At 71.5% G+C, this 15829-nt stretch carries 14 protein-coding genes, 1 tRNA gene and 2 pseudogenes; 11 read left to right on the forward strand and 6 right to left on the reverse strand.

Features of this window, described 5'->3' with window-relative positions; all coding sequences use genetic code 11:
- The first annotated feature begins 139 nt into the window (after window positions 1–139).
- Both ABZ714_RS27700 and ABZ714_RS27705 read left to right on the forward strand, forming a co-directional pair.
- Window positions 140–3223, forward strand: coding sequence for an FG-GAP-like repeat-containing protein (locus tag ABZ714_RS27700; RefSeq protein ID WP_358828066.1), 3084 nt, complete (start codon window positions 140–142; stop codon window positions 3221–3223).
- 131 nt (window positions 3224–3354) lie between these two features.
- A tRNA-Lys gene (locus ABZ714_RS27705) sits at window positions 3355–3430 on the forward strand.
- 669 nt (window positions 3431–4099) lie between these two features.
- On the opposite strand, the gene ABZ714_RS27710 is transcribed toward ABZ714_RS27705, so the two are convergent.
- The gene (locus ABZ714_RS27710; RefSeq protein WP_358828080.1) at window positions 4100–5122 is read right to left on the reverse strand and encodes an XRE family transcriptional regulator; all 1023 of its coding nucleotides are present in this window, start codon (window positions 5120–5122) and stop codon (window positions 4100–4102) included.
- Window positions 5123–5251: 129 nt separating this feature from the next.
- Window positions 5252–5572, reverse strand: a pseudogene (locus ABZ714_RS27715) (helix-turn-helix transcriptional regulator); the annotation flags it as partial.
- A 404-nt stretch (window positions 5573–5976) separates the two neighbouring features.
- Here ABZ714_RS27715 and ABZ714_RS27720 point away from each other — a divergent pair.
- On the forward strand, window positions 5977–6174 hold the full coding sequence (locus ABZ714_RS27720) for a hypothetical protein (RefSeq protein WP_358828067.1): 198 nt from the start codon (window positions 5977–5979) through the stop codon (window positions 6172–6174).
- A 592-nt stretch (window positions 6175–6766) separates the two neighbouring features.
- Here the strand turns inward: ABZ714_RS27720 and ABZ714_RS27725 are convergent.
- Window positions 6767–7129: a helix-turn-helix domain-containing protein gene (locus tag ABZ714_RS27725; protein ID WP_358828068.1), complete on the reverse strand. Its 363-nt coding sequence runs from the start codon at window positions 7127–7129 to the stop codon at window positions 6767–6769.
- A gap of 78 nt (window positions 7130–7207) precedes the next feature.
- Between ABZ714_RS27725 and ABZ714_RS27730 the strand changes: the two genes are divergently transcribed.
- Entirely contained in the window at window positions 7208–7861 is a 654-nt protein-coding gene (locus tag ABZ714_RS27730) for an NAD(P)-binding domain-containing protein (protein WP_358828069.1), read from the forward strand.
- Window positions 7862–7987: 126 nt separating this feature from the next.
- Window positions 7988–8830: a methyltransferase domain-containing protein gene (locus tag ABZ714_RS27735; RefSeq protein ID WP_358828070.1), complete on the forward strand. Its 843-nt coding sequence runs from the start codon at window positions 7988–7990 to the stop codon at window positions 8828–8830.
- Between the two features lie 112 nt (window positions 8831–8942).
- Here the strand turns inward: ABZ714_RS27735 and ABZ714_RS27740 are convergent, their stop codons facing one another.
- Window positions 8943–9701 (reverse strand): hypothetical protein, encoded by a 759-nt coding sequence (locus tag ABZ714_RS27740; RefSeq protein ID WP_358828071.1) that lies wholly within the window; start codon window positions 9699–9701, stop codon window positions 8943–8945.
- Between the two features lie 168 nt (window positions 9702–9869).
- On the opposite strand from ABZ714_RS27740, the gene ABZ714_RS27745 reads away from it, so the two are divergent.
- Complete coding sequence (locus ABZ714_RS27745) at window positions 9870–10616, forward strand: VOC family protein (RefSeq protein ID WP_358828072.1); 747 nt, start codon at window positions 9870–9872, stop codon at window positions 10614–10616.
- An 88-nt stretch (window positions 10617–10704) separates the two neighbouring features.
- Here the strand turns inward: ABZ714_RS27745 and ABZ714_RS27750 are convergent, their stop codons facing one another.
- Entirely contained in the window at window positions 10705–11313 is a 609-nt protein-coding gene (locus ABZ714_RS27750) for a choice-of-anchor C family protein (protein ID WP_358828073.1), read from the reverse strand.
- A 539-nt stretch (window positions 11314–11852) separates the two neighbouring features.
- Between ABZ714_RS27750 and ABZ714_RS27755 the strand changes: the two genes are divergently transcribed.
- The 5 genes from ABZ714_RS27755 to ABZ714_RS27775 all read left to right on the forward strand — a co-directional run bounded on the left by ABZ714_RS27755 (window position 11853) and on the right by ABZ714_RS27775 (window position 15417).
- Window positions 11853–12902, forward strand: a complete 1050-nt coding sequence (locus tag ABZ714_RS27755) for a methyltransferase domain-containing protein (RefSeq protein WP_358828074.1) — start codon at window positions 11853–11855, stop codon at window positions 12900–12902.
- A gap of 473 nt (window positions 12903–13375) precedes the next feature.
- Window positions 13376–13873: a hypothetical protein gene (locus ABZ714_RS27760; RefSeq protein WP_358828075.1), complete on the forward strand. Its 498-nt coding sequence runs from the start codon at window positions 13376–13378 to the stop codon at window positions 13871–13873.
- Window positions 13861–14481 carry a hypothetical protein gene (locus tag ABZ714_RS27765; protein ID WP_358828076.1) on the forward strand — a complete coding sequence of 207 codons (621 nt, stop codon included), beginning with the start codon at window positions 13861–13863 and terminating at the stop codon, window positions 14479–14481. Before ABZ714_RS27760 ends, ABZ714_RS27765 begins: the two co-directional genes overlap by 13 nt.
- Window positions 14481–14912 carry a peptidase inhibitor family I36 protein gene (locus tag ABZ714_RS27770; RefSeq protein ID WP_358828077.1) on the forward strand — a complete coding sequence of 144 codons (432 nt, stop codon included), beginning with the start codon at window positions 14481–14483 and terminating at the stop codon, window positions 14910–14912. Before ABZ714_RS27765 ends, ABZ714_RS27770 begins: the two co-directional genes overlap by 1 nt.
- A gap of 40 nt (window positions 14913–14952) precedes the next feature.
- On the forward strand, window positions 14953–15417 hold the full coding sequence (locus tag ABZ714_RS27775; RefSeq protein ID WP_358828078.1) for a hypothetical protein: 465 nt from the start codon (window positions 14953–14955) through the stop codon (window positions 15415–15417).
- Between the two features lie 199 nt (window positions 15418–15616).
- Here ABZ714_RS27775 and ABZ714_RS27780 read toward each other — a convergent pair.
- Window positions 15617–15829, reverse strand: a pseudogene (locus ABZ714_RS27780) (HNH endonuclease); the annotation flags it as partial.

Consider the following 15829-nt stretch of genomic DNA (forward strand, 5'->3'; position numbering starts at 1 on the left):
GTCGGGGTATCCGCTTGCGCAGCGCCGGTCGTCCGGTCGCTCCTCCCGCCTCCGGGCCACACCACTGACTGACGCTTCGCGGATCCGCCGTACTGACCCCTGTCGCCGCGCGGTTCGCGAACCCCTGGGGAGGGCTTCTTTGCAGAATCGTTTCGGCCGTTCTTGTGCTCGTACGGCCACCGGACGCACCGTCGCGACCGCCGTCACCGTCGCCCTCGGCGCGGGCCTGGTCACCGCCGTGGCCCCGGCGGCCACGGCGGCGCCTGCCGCACCGGCCGCGCCGGTCGCGCCGCAGCAGTCCGGTGCCGCGTCGGCGGAGGCGGTTCTGCCGCCGCTGTCGCGCTACCTCCCCCGTGAGGTGGTGCTCACCGAGGCGGGTGCGACCGGCTATCTGGCCCGTGAGGAGGGCCGGGGCAAGGACCACAAGTGGTTCGACCGGGCCACGGGCGAGGTCCGGGACATCTCCGCCGACCTGGGCCAGCGTCGTGGCCACTCCGGTCTCCGGGACCAGGAGGACCTGGCGGCCGACGGCACGGTCACCGTCACCGTCACCGACCTGGCGACCGGCGGGGACACGGTCTACCGGCTCCCCCAGGGCGCCCTGTACAGCGGCGCGCACACCGCCGACTCGATCGTCGTCCACCGGGTGAACACCGAGGGCACCGCCGTCTCGATGAGCGTCCTGCGGCGTGCCGCCGACGGCACCACCGAGGAGCGCCCGGTCACCGGCCTCCCGGCGGTCAACGAGGCCGACGTGGACTCCTACGAGGCCGAGCAGACCGGATACGCGGCCGTGATCGGCATCCGCGAGAACGGCACGATCACCGACTACGTCCTGGACTACCGCACCGCCCGGCTGGCCAAGCTGCCCCCGAGCCCCTCCGGCGGCTACCGCCGACTCGGTGAGCACCACGTGATAACCGACTTCGATCCGTGGCGGAAGCAGGTCACCACCCTCGATCTGCGCACTCCGAACGCGGCGCCGATCATCACGAAGCTCCCCGACCCGGTCGGCGCCGAGCGCGCCTACGGCGGGATCGCGGTCGTCGGCGACACGATCGTCCTCAGCCGCCAACTGGAAGTGCACGCGAAGCCGCATGTCCGGGGAGCCAGGCTGTACGCGATCCCGATCGACAACTCCGGCGAGACCCGCGAACTCATCCGGTACGCGGCCGAGCACCTGGTTCCCGCCCCCGACGGCAGTGTGCTGGTCGCGGCCGGGACGAGCGGCGCGGACTGGGCCGTACGCCGGATCGCGGCGGGTGCGGACGGCACGGTCGGGCTCTCGACGGTCCGGGCCGTACCGCAGATGAACGCGGAGATCCAGGGCCTCGCCCTGGGCGGCGACCGGCTGAGCTACTTCGCCCACTCCACCACCGACCTTCCCGCCCTCTACCAGCACGATCTGTCCGGCTCCGGCACCCCCGTGATCGGGGAACAACGGCTGGTCTACCGGAGCACTCAGGCGCTCCAGGGCGATCTGCACTCCCTCGGCGACGGCCGCAGCGCCTTCGTCACCTCGGCGGGGCTGCACGTGCCCAACGGGGACACGAGCCTGGCCTGGGTCGACGTAGCCGCTCCGGCACGGATCACCGAGACCACCGGCCGCTACTCGGTACTGACCGGCGGCGACGGCCGCCAGTACATCGGCGACGTACGGATGCACTACGCCGACAACGTGGCGCTGAAGCGGGCGAACACGGCCGCGTCGGTCTGGGGCACGACCCTGTGGACACCGGGGAAGACCGCCGGGAACGTCGTCCCGTACGACCTCAAGACCAAGAAGACCGGCGCCGAGCTGAAGCTGGGCTCCGGCTGCGTACCGAACGACCTCCAGGCCGTGGGCCGCTGGCTCTACTGGGCCTGCGGCACCACCAAGGCGGGCGTCCTGGACCGCACCACCGGCCGTACCGTTCCGGTCGCCCCCGGCGGCCGGGCCCGCCTCGGCGACGGCTTCGTGGCCCGCCAGGACGGTGACCAGCTCCGGCTCACCGATCTTCACACCGGGGGTACGGCTCCGTTCGCGACCCTTCCCCCGAACAGCAAGTGGACGGTCGACAAGTTCGGCGGCCATGTCGCCTACGCCTCCACCGACCAGGGCATCCGGATCAAGCCGGTGGACGTGGAGCGCGCCCCGGTCACGGTGATCGAGTCCGAGATCGACGGCCAAGCCGACTTCTACGGCGACCCCGCCTATGTGGACCGCCGGTGGAACGGCCGCTGGCAGCTCAGCCGCCCGGCGGCCACCTGGTCGATCACGATCAAGGACGCGGCGGGTGCGACCGTACCCACGCTGCCGCAGGCAGGGGTCCGGCGCTCCGGCGCCCAGCTCGACATCGACTGGGACGGCAAGGACGCGGCGGGCCGTACCGTACGCAACGGCTCGTACTGGTGGTGGCTGACGGTCGACGGCAAGACCTACGACAGCGGAAAGTTCACCGTGCGCGGCGGCAAGGATGTCCCGCGCGACTTCAACGGCGACGGGCTGCCGGAGCTGGTCACCCGTACCGGTGGCGATCTCGTGGCCCACCAGAACCTGACGAAGGCCGCGTCCGGCGGTGCCGTCCAGAAGGTCTCCAAGGGCTGGAAGAACATCAACGCGGTCGTCCCCATGGGCGCAGTGAACAATGGGCGCTGCGATGGCCTGGTGGTCCGCACCACGGCGGGCGAACTGTGGCGTTACGAGCGTGGCCTGTGCGAAACGCTGCCCGACCCGGCGACCCCTCGAGTCCGGATCGGCTGGGGCTTCGGCGCCTTCGACACCCTGCTCCCGGCGGGCGACCTGACCGGCGACGGCCGGGGCGATCTGCTGGCCCGTAAGCCGGACGGCACGCTCTCCCTCTACCCGACGACGGCACAGGGCACCCTGGCGTCCCCGGTCCGCCTCCCCGGCTCCTTCAAGGGCCTCACCCTGATCGCCCCCGGCGACGTGACCGGCGACGGCCACGCCGATCTGCTGGCCCGCGACGGCGGCGGCGAACTGTGGCGCTTCAACGGCACGGGCAAGTCGGCCCTCGGCGCGAAGACCCTGGTCGCGAAGGACTGGCACGCCACCCACACGTCCTTCGCTGGCGTCGGCGACCTCAACGGCGACACCCGCCAGGACCTGCTCTCCCGCGACACCTCGGGCCGCCTGTGGCAGCACTTGGGTACGGGCACGGGCACGTTCGGGGCCCCCACGCAGGTGGGCACGGGCTGGCAGAAGTACACCTCGCTCCACTGACGCGGAGGGCCGCCGCCGGGGACATCTCACGCTCCCGGCGACGGCCCTTCCCCACCCGCCACACGCCTACCACGGGATACCCGATCGGCTCCGGCTCCGGCTCGGGCTATGCTCAGGTGTGGTCGGGCCGAGGGCCGCTAGCTCAATTGGCAGAGCAGCGGACTTTTAATCCGTTGGTTGTGGGTTCGAGTCCCACGCGGCCTACCACGACGGGCCCCGGGTTCACCCGGGTCACCTGCGACGAAGCGCCCCATCCGGTTGTGGCCGGGTGGGGCGCTTCGGTGTTGTGAGGCTTTCTTGAGAGCTCATCCGAGGACGAGCTGACATCGTGCGCCTGGCCTGCTGGGGTCGTGCGTCAGGAGATGACTGCGATGGCCAGGCTGACGAGGAGATTCCACCACCCTGGATCGGACCACCAGGGAGGCCTTGGTTCCATGCTCGCCTACTTCCTCCAGCGGGTGCTCGTAGGACAGACCGGTCGCCGACCTGCTTTCGGGCTAACCGACCTCTTGGTCCACCGGTTACGCGGTTGAGGAGAACAGTCCCCTTGGTTGAGGTGGCTGCTATCGGTGAGTCGGGCTGATGATCGAGAGGGCGCCAAGCGTGCGGTTCAGTGTCGGACCACCACGCACGTGTGGGCGTCGAACCGAAGGGTTCGGTTCGACGCCCACGAGGCAACACAACCCCGCTCGTGCGGGGACGACTTCATGACTTGGCCTGCACAGCCAAGTGGACTGGGGACATCCCCGCACGCGCGGGGAAGAGGTGGCGGAATCAACTGCATTCCCTAACGAGTGGCGGGCTGCCTGGTGCCGGACGTATCCGACCGGGAGGCCACTTCTGATGGGCGAGGGTGCCCGGGGCGATGCCGACTGTTCAGTTCAGCGCGCCGACGCGGTTGGCGAAGGCGCGGACGCCCGGGAGGGCGCGGTCGTGGCGGAGGAGGCCGGTGGCCATGGGGTGGACCGAGCCGCGCCGTACTTCTTGCGGGGCGGCCCGCTCAGCGGCCAGGAGGGCTTGGTAGACCCGGTCGGGTTTGGCCCACTGGTCGAAGGCGCGGGCGACGTCGATCCAGTAACGCGCCTGGCGTTCGGGCGACGGGAGGCGGGTGACGTCGACCCGGCGGGCGTGCTCGACGGCGAGTCCGCAATCGCCCAGGAGATGACTGATGGAAATCCGGTGCAGCAGGACCTGGCTGGGGCCGAAGTAGGTGGTGCCGCCCGGCTGACCATCCCGGCCCAGCCGGGTGGCGGTGGCCTCGGCCTCGGAGATCAGTTCCCGGGCTGTGTGCCGATCCCCCTGCTTGGCGGCGGTGTACGCGGCGGTGGCGTACAGATTGCCCTGCACGGAGAGGCGTTCGGCCTCCGGGGCCGCGTGGTCGTCCGCGAGCTGCCGGGCGGCGGTGACGGCCACCTCGGTGGCGCGGGCGTAGTGCCCCTGGCGCCGCCAAGAGCTGGAGACCATACGGTGCGCCTCGGCGACGGTCAGCGCCCCGGCCCCGGACAGGGCGGCGGTCAGGGCCCGGTCGGCGGTGACTGCGGCCAGACCGTCCTCGCCGAGCTTGATGCAGAGCCGCGTGGCGGTGTTGTACAACTCGGCGACTGCGGTGGCCGACTGCTCTGGCGCGCCCTGCTGCCCCAGCGCTCGGGCGAGGGCGATCCGGGCGGGCAGCGCGCGGGCCAGGGCGTCGTAGCGGCAGGCGGCGAACTCTCGTCGTGAGGCAGCGAGCGCGGCCGCCACCGACTGCTGGGTGGGCTCGATCCCGGTGCCGGGGACGCCTCGGTGCAGCAACAAGTCCTCGAGCCCGGAAAGAGTCGGGGCGGCGAGTGCCGGTGCCGTACCGAGTACGGCGCTCGCGGCTGTCGTCGTGAGTCCGGCCAGGAGGTTGCGGCGTCGCACGGGATCATCACCCTCTTCACCTAGCGGCGGCTTTCCGGCCACCCTAGTTGCCGAGGTCTGCACATGAGGGCCCGACTCGTGTGCCTCAGGAGGGGAGTGCCCCGCAGCCAGCCCGAACAGATGAGGCGGCACGCCCAGCACTTCGGCGATACGCCGTAACAGGACCATGTCCCGCATCGGTTGCTTGCCCCGCTCCATTCTGGAGATCGAAGCCGCTGTGTAGCCGGTGGCCGCCCCCAACTCGGCCTGGGTGAGACCTGCGGCGACCCGGGCCAGTCTGACGATTCCACCGGGACCACCCCGTGCGCCGGCGACCGGAGCCGAGGGTGTGCGTCGGCCTGGGTGCGGGGCGTCCACAGTCATGAATTCCCACCTTCCGTATCCCCTCCAGCCAGTTGGATTCTCGCCCCGTCGTCGGCCGGGACGCGAGTCCCCGTAAACCACTTGCATGGCGTGCAAAGGGTTTGCACGCCGCACGGACACCGGTCTCCTGCCATCCCGGTCGTCGGTTTCCTTTCTGACCGGTGGCCTGGTTCACGGGCCCCGCATCAGGAAGGCGGGCACGATGAGCGTGCGGATTCTCCTAGGCGAACCCTCCGTCGGGCATCCGACGGATGCTGAGCGCCGCATGTCGATCTCCCGGCTGTGCGGGAGCGCTCGGTGACGGTGTCAGATGCCCGGAGCGGAGAAGCCCGGCCCCGGATGACCATCAGGGTCTCCCGGGACTCGGGGCGGACCTGGGGGCCGCCGACGGTCGTTTGTGTAGGGGCCGACCGTGATCGTCTGCCGTTGGAGCCGTTGCGGTTTCCGCCTTGCCGGTGCCTTCGCTGCCGGGATGTCCCCGGGGGCCGATCGTGATCGACATCCTCGTTTCCGCGTCGTCCGGTGGTCCGCCGGAGTACTGCGTGTACTGCGAGCGGTTGGTGGAGCGGACCGAGGAGACGCTGCTGATGCTGGGGTTCTCGGCGTCCGGGTCTCGTCCGTCGTTGTACGCGCATCCTGAGTGCCCCAAGCCGCGTAAGCGGGCCCCGGTCCGGCCCCGGCGGGCCTGATAGCTCCCGGGTTCGGTGGTCTCACGCCCCGGGCCCGGGAACGGGTCCCGGCTCCGTACAACCGTCCCCCGCGGCACGGAGCCGGGACCACCTACCCCCACAGAAATGCAAAACGCCCCGACCGACCGTTCGCAGCGGTCACCCGGGGCTCAACCGACCAGCCCTCCGAGGAGCTGACCTGTCGTATGCGTGACCTTATCCCCAGCCTCATTGCCGCCGTGCGGGCTTTACTCAAGCTGTGCCGAAGCCGACCCGCCGTCATCGTGGTGACCCGGCCGACCCCGGCCGACCCGTGGGCCCGGCCCTGGACCAGCCCCACCCGGGCCGAAGCCCAGGACATCCTCCGGCAACGATCCGTCGCTCCCCGCAGGGTGATCATCGCTCCCGACGGGCTCCATTTCGAACAGCCCGTGGCCGTACGGGCCGCTAGGCCGGGGCCCGCCCGGACGTGGATCCGGTGACCCGGGACGGGCTCCTCACCAGACCGCCCGAGCCCGACACCGCCGAATGCCAGCTCTGCCGGAGAACCACGACGGCACCCGTCGAAGTCCGGCCCGGGTGCGTTACTTGCCCCGAGCACATTCCCGACGCGTCACCGCCCGCCCCGCGCCCGGACGCAGGTCTCCTCGCGCGCCGCCAGGACCTCGTCGCCGTGGGCGAAGGCCCAGGCGCCCATCGCGTCGATGGGGGCGAGCAGCGTGCGGCCCAGGTCCGTGAGGGCGTATTCGACCCGGGACGGGGTGGCGGCGCGGCGTTCGACCAGGCCGTCGGCGGTGAGGCGGCGGAGGGTTTCCGTGAGGACCTTGGAGCTGATGCCGCCGATGTGGCGGCGCAGGTCGGACGGGCGGTGGGGGCCGTCGCGCAGGGAGCGGAGGACCACCGGGTTCCAGGTGTTGGCGAGCAGGTCGAAGGCGAGGCGGGCGCGGCAGTCGGCGAGGAAGGCGTCTGGTGGCACGTACCAGATGGTGCCCGGCCCGGTCCCTAGCGTCGATGGGGAAGTGGGGAAGTCGTAGCCGGACGGAAGGAACGGGCGATGAGGATCGGCGTACTGGGGACGGGAGGGATGGCCGACGCGCTGGCCGGGCACTGGGCGCGGGCGGGGCACCGGATCGTCGTGGGCGGGCGGGACCCGGGTGCGGCCGAACGGCTCGCGGCCCGGCTCGGGCCGGGGGCCGGGGCCGGTGGGTTGCGTGACGCGGCCGGGTTCGGGGAGGTGGTGCTGGTCGCCCTGCCGTACGGCGCCGGGGGCGATGTCGTACGCGAACTCCGGGACGAGCTGGCGGGGAAGACTCTGCTCGACTGCTCCAATCCGGTCGGGCCGGGGTTTCGGCTGCTGACCGGGGGCGGGCCTTCGGCGGCGCGGCTGCTGGCCGACGCCGCGCCCGGGGCGCGGGTGGTGAAGGCCTTCAACCTCTGCCATGTCGACGTCTGGCGGATGCTGCCGCCGGTGTTCGAGGGCCGTCCGCTGGCCGTGCCGGTCTGCGGGGACGACGAGCGGGCTCTCGTACGGGTCGGGGAACTGGTGCGGGACGCGGGCTGCGAGCCCCTGGCCGCCGGTGGGCTGGAGCGCGCGGGGCTGCTGGAGGCGACGGCCGCCCTGTACATCGGGTTGTGGGTGGGCGAGAACGCGGACGTACGGGCGATGGCGCCGCCGCTGGAGTACGCGGCCGGGCCCGCACGCCCATGACCGGATCGCCGGATCCCGCGTCCCGGGCGTTTCGGTTTCCGTGCCGTCGGGCAAGTCATCTCCCGGTCCGGCCGCCGGGGAGAGCCGCGCGCGGCACGGTGATCGCGCTTTCGGAGGTGCGGCAGGGTGACGGACGGTACGGACGACGACGCGGCCTGGCCCGTGATCAGCCCGGCGGTACGGGAGGCGTACGGGACCGGGGATCTGAGCCGGGAGCCCATCTTCGCCGGGGGGTTCATCAACTTCGGCTACTGGCGGGACGTCGACCTCGGCGCACCCGTCGGCGAGGCCGAGCGGGTACGGAGCCAGGAGGATCTGTACCGCAGAGTGCTGGACGCGCTGGCGCCACCGGAGGGCGGCTCGATTCTGGAGGTCGGGTGCGGGCTGGGGATGGGGTGCGCGGTGGCGCTGCGGGAGTACGCGCCCGCCGTGATCACCGGTATGGACATCCACCCCGAACAGCTCCGGCGGGCCCGCGCGGCGCAGTCCGAGTTGCTGCGGGCCGAGCCGGGGCGGCTGCGGTTCGTCCGGGGCGCCGCCGAGCGGATGCCGTGGGACGGGCCCGAGTTCGACACCGTGATCAGTGTGGAGGCGGCCCAGCACTTCCCCGATCTCGACGCCTTCGCGGCGGAGGCGGCCCGGGTACTTCGGCCCGGCGGCCGGGTGGGGGTGACCAGTTTCTTCGCGGTCGACGGGGCCCCGGTACGGCCCGGTCAGCTCGCCGGGCTGCTGGAGACCTTCGCCAACGGTCTCGACATCGCCCGCCCGGTCGGCGCGCTGGTGGCCGCGTTGACCGGGGCGGGTTTCGACGACGTACGCGTCGAGTCGATCGGGGACCGGGTCTGGCCGGGCTGGGATCTCTGGCTGGCCCGCTGGTGGCCGCCGGGGAGCTGGCCCCGGAACTTCCGGCACGCCTGGGAGCGGGGCATTCTCGACTATTACGTCGTCACCGCGGTGCGGCCAGGGTAGTGGGGTAGGGGGGGGCGGGTCCGGAGCGTCCGGGGCCCGCCCGTTGACCGGGTCTGTTGACGGGGCCGCCTGTTCACCGGGCCTGTTGAGCGGGCCCGTTCACCGATTCCGGCTACCGGGAGGCGGTCTCCGCCAGGACGAACCGGCCCTGCTCATTGGCCCAGAAGGGTTCCACCGTCGTGCCCTTCGCCGTCACCGTCGCCTTCAGGGCGAGGTGACTGCCCAGGAAGCGGAGGTCGAGGGCGAAGGTGGTGGTGGAGCCGGTGCGCTTCAGGGCGTGGATGCGCTCGTTGTCGTACGTGAGGTCGTTGAGGACCTTGCGCACCTGGTCGGGCGCGGTGGACTTGCCGTTGAGGGCCTTGGTGATCCGGTCCGCGTGGCGCTTGCCCGCGCACTGCTCGGCCTCGGACAGCTCGGCCGGCGGTTCGATGGTGTCGATCCGCTCGGGGACGGGGGCGGATTCGTCGATCGGGACCGGGCCGGGCCGGGTCGGCGGCTTCCCGGCGGGCCCGAGTCCGTCCTTCAGGGGAGGCTCGACCGGCATGGTCGGCGGGACCGGGTCGGGGTAGCAGGGGTCCGAGACCTGCGTCAGCATCTCGAAGAACGACCAATCGGCGTTGGTGTCGTCCTCGTGCGCCGGCTGTTTCTTCGCGGTCGCCGCCACCGTGGCCTGTGGCTGCGCCTGGGGCTGGGACTGCGTACCGGTTCGTGCGGTTTCCGTCATCGTGCCGTCGGCGTTCGCCTTGTCGGTGCCGCAGGCGGCGAGGGCGAGGACCGCGACGACTGCCGTGCTCGCCAGGGCGAGACGCGAACGGCGGCTGGTGCGGGCGGTGCGGGCGGTGCCCGTCGTAGGGGCGTCGAATCGCTTCATGTGGCTAGTTTTCGATCATCGCCGGGCGGCCACATGAGCATCCGTACTCAAACGGCGTGCCGGGCGAGTGGGGTGATCACCCCGGTACGACGACGGACCGGGCGGTCGCCGCCTACCCTTCCTTGCGGCGGACAGCCCGCAGAAAAAGCCGAGCAAGGGGAGCGCACCATGATTCGCTGGACAAGCCTGTTCGTGGACCGGCCGCGGGAGCGCTTCGCCGTCGCCGCGGAGTTCTGGACGGCGGTCACGGGGACCGGACTCTCCCCGCGCCGGGGTGCGTACGGCGAGTTCGCGACGCTGCTGCCGGACGCCGCCGTCGCCGATCCGTACGTACGGCTCCAGGGCGTCGGGGCCTGGGACGACGGGACGCGCGGGGCCCATATCGACTTCCATGTCGAGGACGTGGCCGGGTTCGCCGCGCGGGCCGTCAGGGAGGGGGCCGAGATCGTCGGGGAGTACGACGACTACGTGGTGCTGGCCTCGCCCGGCGGGCAGGCGTTCTGTTCGGTGGAGTGGAACGGCGAGTCCCGGCGGCCCGACACCCATGCCGGGACCAGGCTCGACCAGATCTGCCTCGATATCACGCCGGAGATATACGAGAAGGAGACCGAGTTCTGGAGCGCCGTCACCGGCTGGCCGCTGCTGATCGCACCCCGGGCGGAGTACCGGGCGGTTCAGGCCCCGGCCGGGCGGTTGCCGGTACGGCTGTTGCTCCAGCGGTTGGACGAGCCCCGGGAGGCGGGTGCGCATATCGACCTCGCGGCGGCGGACCGGGCCGCGTCCGCCGCCGCGCACGAGGCGTTGGGTGCGACCGTGGTGGGGGTCTTCGAGCACTGGACGGTGCTGCGGGATCCGTCCGGGGGCGTGTACTGCCTCACCGACCGGGACCCGGCCACGAGCCTGATGGAGGGCTGAGTACGGTACGGGCCCCGCGCGGGAGGCGCGGGGCCCGTACCGTACGCACATATCTACCCGGCCGCGACCTCGGCAGGGTCCAGCCGGGTCAGCAGGACGACGAACAGCCGCAACAGCCCAGCTTGACCTGGACATTGTCGAGGACCGGGCCATGCGCGCCCGTTGTGCTGCTGACGAAGCCGAGCGTCGTCGCCGCGGCGCCGGCGGTGAACGTGAACTGGCGGTTCACGTATCCCATATTCGCCCGCGTCTTGCCGGTGACGTCGAAGGTGAAGTCCTGGAAGTTCTGGCCGTCGATGAGCGCCCGGCCCGTCTTCACCACCGGCTGGTTCACGCCCTCGGGGTTCCCGGCCAGGGAGTAGCTGACGGTGTACGTCTTCCCGGGCACGGTCGTGAACGTCTGGGCGACCGACCCCGGCGAACCGGCGTTGAGGTCGATGGACTGGTCGCCCTCGGCCGCCTGCCAGAAGCCGTTGTCGATCAGGTCGATTCCGCCCGCGCCCACCCGCCACGGGCCGAGGGAGCTGCCCGCGGCATGGGTCGAGAAGGAGTTCGCGGGGGCGAGCGGATACTCGAAGCTGCCGTTGTCGAACCGGCTGAGCGCCGCCGCCTGGGCGGGCGAGGCGAGGACGGCGCCGGTCGCGGCGAGCGCGAGCGCCGTGGCGACGAGGGTGGTTCGGGCACGCAAGGCTGACATGGAACCTCCGTGGAACGTGGCAACTGGAAACCGGAAGGGGAAAGGGGTACGCGTCGATACCGGGCCGATTCGCTGGCCCGGCGGGCGTATTTCCCGCTCGATGAATTTCCCGTTCATCGGCCTGTACGCCAACCCCGGAGAGACGGCGCACTTTGGCGCATCCCTTGGGCCCACGTGCCTCAAGCGCCGGTTTCACGGCATTCCGGTGCCGGTTCACGCCGGGTGACATCGCAGGTGGAGGGGTGTGAGCGGGGTGACGGGCGGGGGTTCGCGCGGATTATTCCGGCAGGCACTTAGGGGGAAACGATCCTGCTCTTTCCGCCGTAAATTCTGATGCTCATACGATGAACGTGAGTTCACCGTACGGGAATTCAGGCGTGGCGAACAGAAAAGCGGGTGGCCCCGCCGCGAGGGGGAGCGCGGCGGGGCCTGACCCGCCCCTGCCCGGCCTTCCGCGGGTTATGCCCGGGTGCTGGATGCGGACAGCTGTACGGTGAATAGCTCGCGCCGCGTAGTACGCGCCACGTACTATCGCCGCCATGCGGACCCATGACGCACAGACCCTCGTCCTGACCGTTCTCGCCGAAGGCCCCCTGCACGGCTATGCCGTCAACTCCGCCGTGGAGAAGCTCTCCGGCGCCAAGCTCGGCGCGGGCAGTCTCTACGGCGCCCTCGAACGGCTGGAGCGGAAGGGGCTGATCGAGGCCATGGAGGTACGGGAGCGCAGGCGGCCGTACCGGATCACCGGCCGGGGCCGGGACGTGCTGGCCCGGGAGGCGCGGACCATGGAACGGGTCAGCGGCCAGGTCTTCGAGACCGTTCCGCCCGACGAGATCCGCTATCTCGACCGGGTCGCCGCCACCGGCGCGGGCCGGTCCTACAAACACGTGGCACGGCATGAACTCCGGGCCGGCGCCGGTCACACCGTCCTCGACCTGGGCTGCGGGCCCGGCACCGATCTGGAGTCGCTCGCCCGCCAGGTCGGCCCCGGGGGCTCGGTGATCGGGATCGACGCCAGCCGGGAGATGGTGGAGCGGGCCCGGGAGCGGACCGCCGCCGAGGGGAATGTGGAGGTACGGATCGGGGACGTCCACCGGCTGCCGTTCCCGGACGCGGGCGCCGACCGGGCGCGTACGGACCGTGTACTCCAGCACGTCGAGGACCCGGCCGCCGCCCTCGCCGAGGTCCGCCGGGTACTGCGGCCCGGCGGCCGGCTGGTCATGGCCGAACCCGACTGGGACTCCCTCGCCGTCGACCATCCCGACCTGGAGACCGCCCGCGCCTACACCCGGCACATCACGGACCGGATCGTCCACAACGGGATCCTGGGCCGCCAACTGCCCAGGATCGCACTGGCGGCGGGCTTCGACGTACCGACGGTCATCCCGGTGACCTCGGTCTTCCGCGACGTCCGCGCCGCCGACGACGTCCTCGGACTGCACCGCAACACCGAACGCGCGATCGCCGCCGGATATCTGTCGCGGGAGCGGGGCGACGCCTGGCTCGAAGCGCTCGCGTCGGACGGGCCTTTCCTGGGGGCGGTGACGCTGTACGTGGTCGTGGCCGAGGTGCCGCCGTCCCGGCTCTGAGCGGGCGGGGGACGCCCCGCCGACGGCCGAAGGGCGCTCCGGGCGCGGGGCGTTCGAGCGCTCATTCGACGAACCTTTGATGGGACCGGAGGCCCTGCTTCACCTGTCCGGGTGATAAGTGGGACGACCCGATTGTGCAGTTGTCGAGACCTCTGCTGTCATGCTGGGCAATGGTCGACACCCGGTAACGGGCAGACCATACGGAAGTCAAAACGGCCGCCTTGGTCTTCACCGAATCCACGGTGCGAGCGGCGGCCGGGCTCTGGGAAGCAGACCACTTTCCTTTCGCCGTCCGTGCCGCAGAACGGTCGCCATCCGCTGGGGCCGCATGGACATCCAGGCACGTCAGTGCGCGTGCCGCAGCTCAACGGGGCGCACTCGCTACTCCCTTGTCCTCCGGTGTCCGGCCGGGCCGTTCGTCGTGCCCCGCCGCCGTGCGCCGGTGACCCTCCACACCCTTCGTGAGGAGAGCTATGTCCACTCCACTGTCCGCGATGCGGACACGGTACGGCGGCCGTTGGGCCGCCCTGATCGCGGTGACGGCCGGCCTGCTGGTGCCCCTGGGCGCCGCGCCCCCCGTCGCCGCCGCGCCCCAGGCCCCGCCGGCCGCCGCCGCGCCGGACTGCGTCAAAACACCGCGCAGCATCCCGGTGACCGGCGGCACGCTCTCGGTCTGCGTCCTGCGGAACAACGAGCCGTATCTGGCGTTCACGAATACCGGGCGGGCCTTCCGTGATCTGTCGGTGGTGGTCTACGACTGCTCGGGCGTTCAGAACGGACAGAGCTCCACGGCCCGTTGCCAGGAGACCCTGACCGGTGCCCTGAACCTCATCTGGCGGCAGATCAAGGGCGGCGACACCGTCTCGGTCGAGCTGACCAGGACCCAGTCGGCCTCCCATCTGTACTGGACCGCCGACGCGACCACCACGGCCACCGCGATGAAGCCCGAGGGTGCGGCATGGATCTACTGAGCAAGCGTCCCGGCGGGCGATCCGGGCTGCGGCGGACGGTCGCGGCGCTCTGCGCGGGCGTGCTGTCCGCCTCCCTGCTGATGACCGCGTCGGCGGCACCGGCCCTGGCCGATCCCGGCGACATCCCCTGCGACGACCAGTGGCACTTCGCCCAGGTGGGCGCTCCGATCCAGGAGCGGGTGGAAGCCGGACGGTTCACCTTCGACAACCGCAAGAGCAAGAGCCCGAAGAAGTACACCGAGCGGGTCAAGAAGACCACCACCAGCTCGTACACCCACTCGGTGGACGTGGGGATCGAGATCACCGCCGGTTTCAGCATCTTCTCCGCGAGCATGTCCGCGACGCTCAGGGCCGGTTACGGCTTCTCCATCACCCAGGAGAACTCCGTCGAGCGGGAGACCGAGGTGGCCTACGAGGTCGGCCCGTACGAGGGCTACATCGTCTACATCGGTATCGAGACCATGCGGGTCACGGGGTACTACGAGCGCATCCTCGGCTGTGACACCGCCACCCAGCGCTATCAGCGCATCGGCCCGGTCACCAGCACGGTGCCCGGCACCGGCAAGGTCATCTGGTCCGAAGATCTCCCCGCCCTGGAGGCAGCGTGATGGCCACCGTCCCCGCCGTACTCCGCCGGCCGGTGGCCGCGTTCGCCGCGCTCGGCCTGGCCGTCGCCGCCCTGCTGGTAGCTCCGGCCGCCCCGGCGTCCGCCGCCGCGGCCAACCCGCCGGGAGTCCATATCCTCAACCAGGCGGGCGAGTACGGGCCGGAGTGCCCCACCGGCTGGTTCTGCCTCTTCAACGGCCTCCGCTACACGTGGTGGTCGTTCGCGGCACTGCCCGGTACCGATATCCCCGACCTCTCGTCCCTCAAGTTCTCCAACGGCGCCAGCATCGACGGCTCGTGGTCGTACTCCAACCGCACCCTGCTGACGTACTGCGTCTACTCGGAGCCCGATTACCGGGGCAACAGCTTCGCCGCCGTACCGGGGTTCACCTGGGACGCCGGCTGGGCGATCAAGTCGGCGAAGCCGTGCTGAGCGGCCGGACTCCCCACCACGTCCCCCGAGGAAGGCAGCTATGAATCCGTCACTCCGGCGTCGCGCGGGCACCGCCTTCGCCGCCGTCGCCCTCGCCGCCGCCGCGGCGGCGCTCACCCCGGCCGCCGTGGCCGCCGCCGGGGCCGCCCCCGCCCCGGCCGGCATCTCCGCGGCGACCACCGAGGCCGCCGCGACCGTCACCTATCTGCGGGCCTTCTCCGGTGACAGCCAGACCGTCACCGCCGGGCGGCCGGTCCCCCAGGCCCTGACCGTGAAGGCGATGGACGTCTCGTTCGCGCCGGTCGAGGGCGCCGTCATCACCTTCATCACCCCGGGCGAACTCACCTTCCCCGGCGGCGCCACGACCGCGACCGCGGTCACCGGGGCCGACGGGACCGCCCAGGCGCCCACCCTGACCGCGGGCACCGTGACCGGGCCGTTCCTCATCACGGCGACCGCCAACGACCGGGAGGCGCAGACCGGCTTCGAGATCATCATCCACTGACCGGCACCGATCCGGCCGGCACCGACCCGGCCGATACCGAGGGGGCGCACCGGGGCCGGGGAGAGTCGTCCGGATCCGTGGGCCTCGCCGCCCGCCGGAACGACATCCGTCCCGGTGCCTCCCGCCCCCCCCGCCCGTGCGGGGGACCCGGTCCCGGGCCGCCTCTGCCACGGCGGCCCGGGACCCCTGCCGTCCGGTCCTACGGAGCCGTCTCGTACGTCACCTGGTCGCCGGAGCAGTCGGCGGCCAGCTCGTACAGCCGGGTCTGCTCGGTCTGGTCGACGGTGAGGCCCCAGCGGAGCTTGGTGGCCAGCCATTCCGAGGTGTAGCGGCAGATCGCGCCGGAGGACGGCGGGAGCCATTCGGCCGGGTCCTGGTCGGACTTGGAGCGGTTGGACGCGGCGGTGACGGC

The sequence above is a fragment of the Streptomyces sp. NPDC006798 genome, from assembly GCF_040635975.1.
In the GTDB taxonomy this organism is placed as follows: Bacteria; Actinomycetota; Actinomycetes; order Streptomycetales; family Streptomycetaceae; genus Streptomyces.

What these genes read in the sequence shown, in the direction of transcription:
- ABZ714_RS27745 (WP_358828072.1), top strand. Translation starts at nt 9,870, where the DNA reads ATGATTCGCTGGACAAGCCTGTTCGTGGACCGGCCGCGGGAGCGCTTC.
- ABZ714_RS27730 (WP_358828069.1), top strand. Translation starts at nt 7,208, where the DNA reads ATGAGGATCGGCGTACTGGGGACGGGAGGGATGGCCGACGCGCTGGCC.
- ABZ714_RS27770 (WP_358828077.1), top strand. Translation starts at nt 14,481, where the DNA reads ATGGCCACCGTCCCCGCCGTACTCCGCCGGCCGGTGGCCGCGTTCGCC.
- ABZ714_RS27760 (WP_358828075.1), top strand. Translation starts at nt 13,376, where the DNA reads ATGTCCACTCCACTGTCCGCGATGCGGACACGGTACGGCGGCCGTTGG.
- ABZ714_RS27750 (WP_358828073.1), bottom strand. Translation starts at nt 11,313, where the DNA reads ATGTCAGCCTTGCGTGCCCGAACCACCCTCGTCGCCACGGCGCTCGCG.
- ABZ714_RS27775 (WP_358828078.1), top strand. Translation starts at nt 14,953, where the DNA reads ATGAATCCGTCACTCCGGCGTCGCGCGGGCACCGCCTTCGCCGCCGTC.
- ABZ714_RS27765 (WP_358828076.1), top strand. Translation starts at nt 13,861, where the DNA reads ATGGATCTACTGAGCAAGCGTCCCGGCGGGCGATCCGGGCTGCGGCGG.
- ABZ714_RS27755 (WP_358828074.1), top strand. Translation starts at nt 11,853, where the DNA reads ATGCGGACCCATGACGCACAGACCCTCGTCCTGACCGTTCTCGCCGAA.
- ABZ714_RS27740 (WP_358828071.1), bottom strand. Translation starts at nt 9,701, where the DNA reads ATGAAGCGATTCGACGCCCCTACGACGGGCACCGCCCGCACCGCCCGC.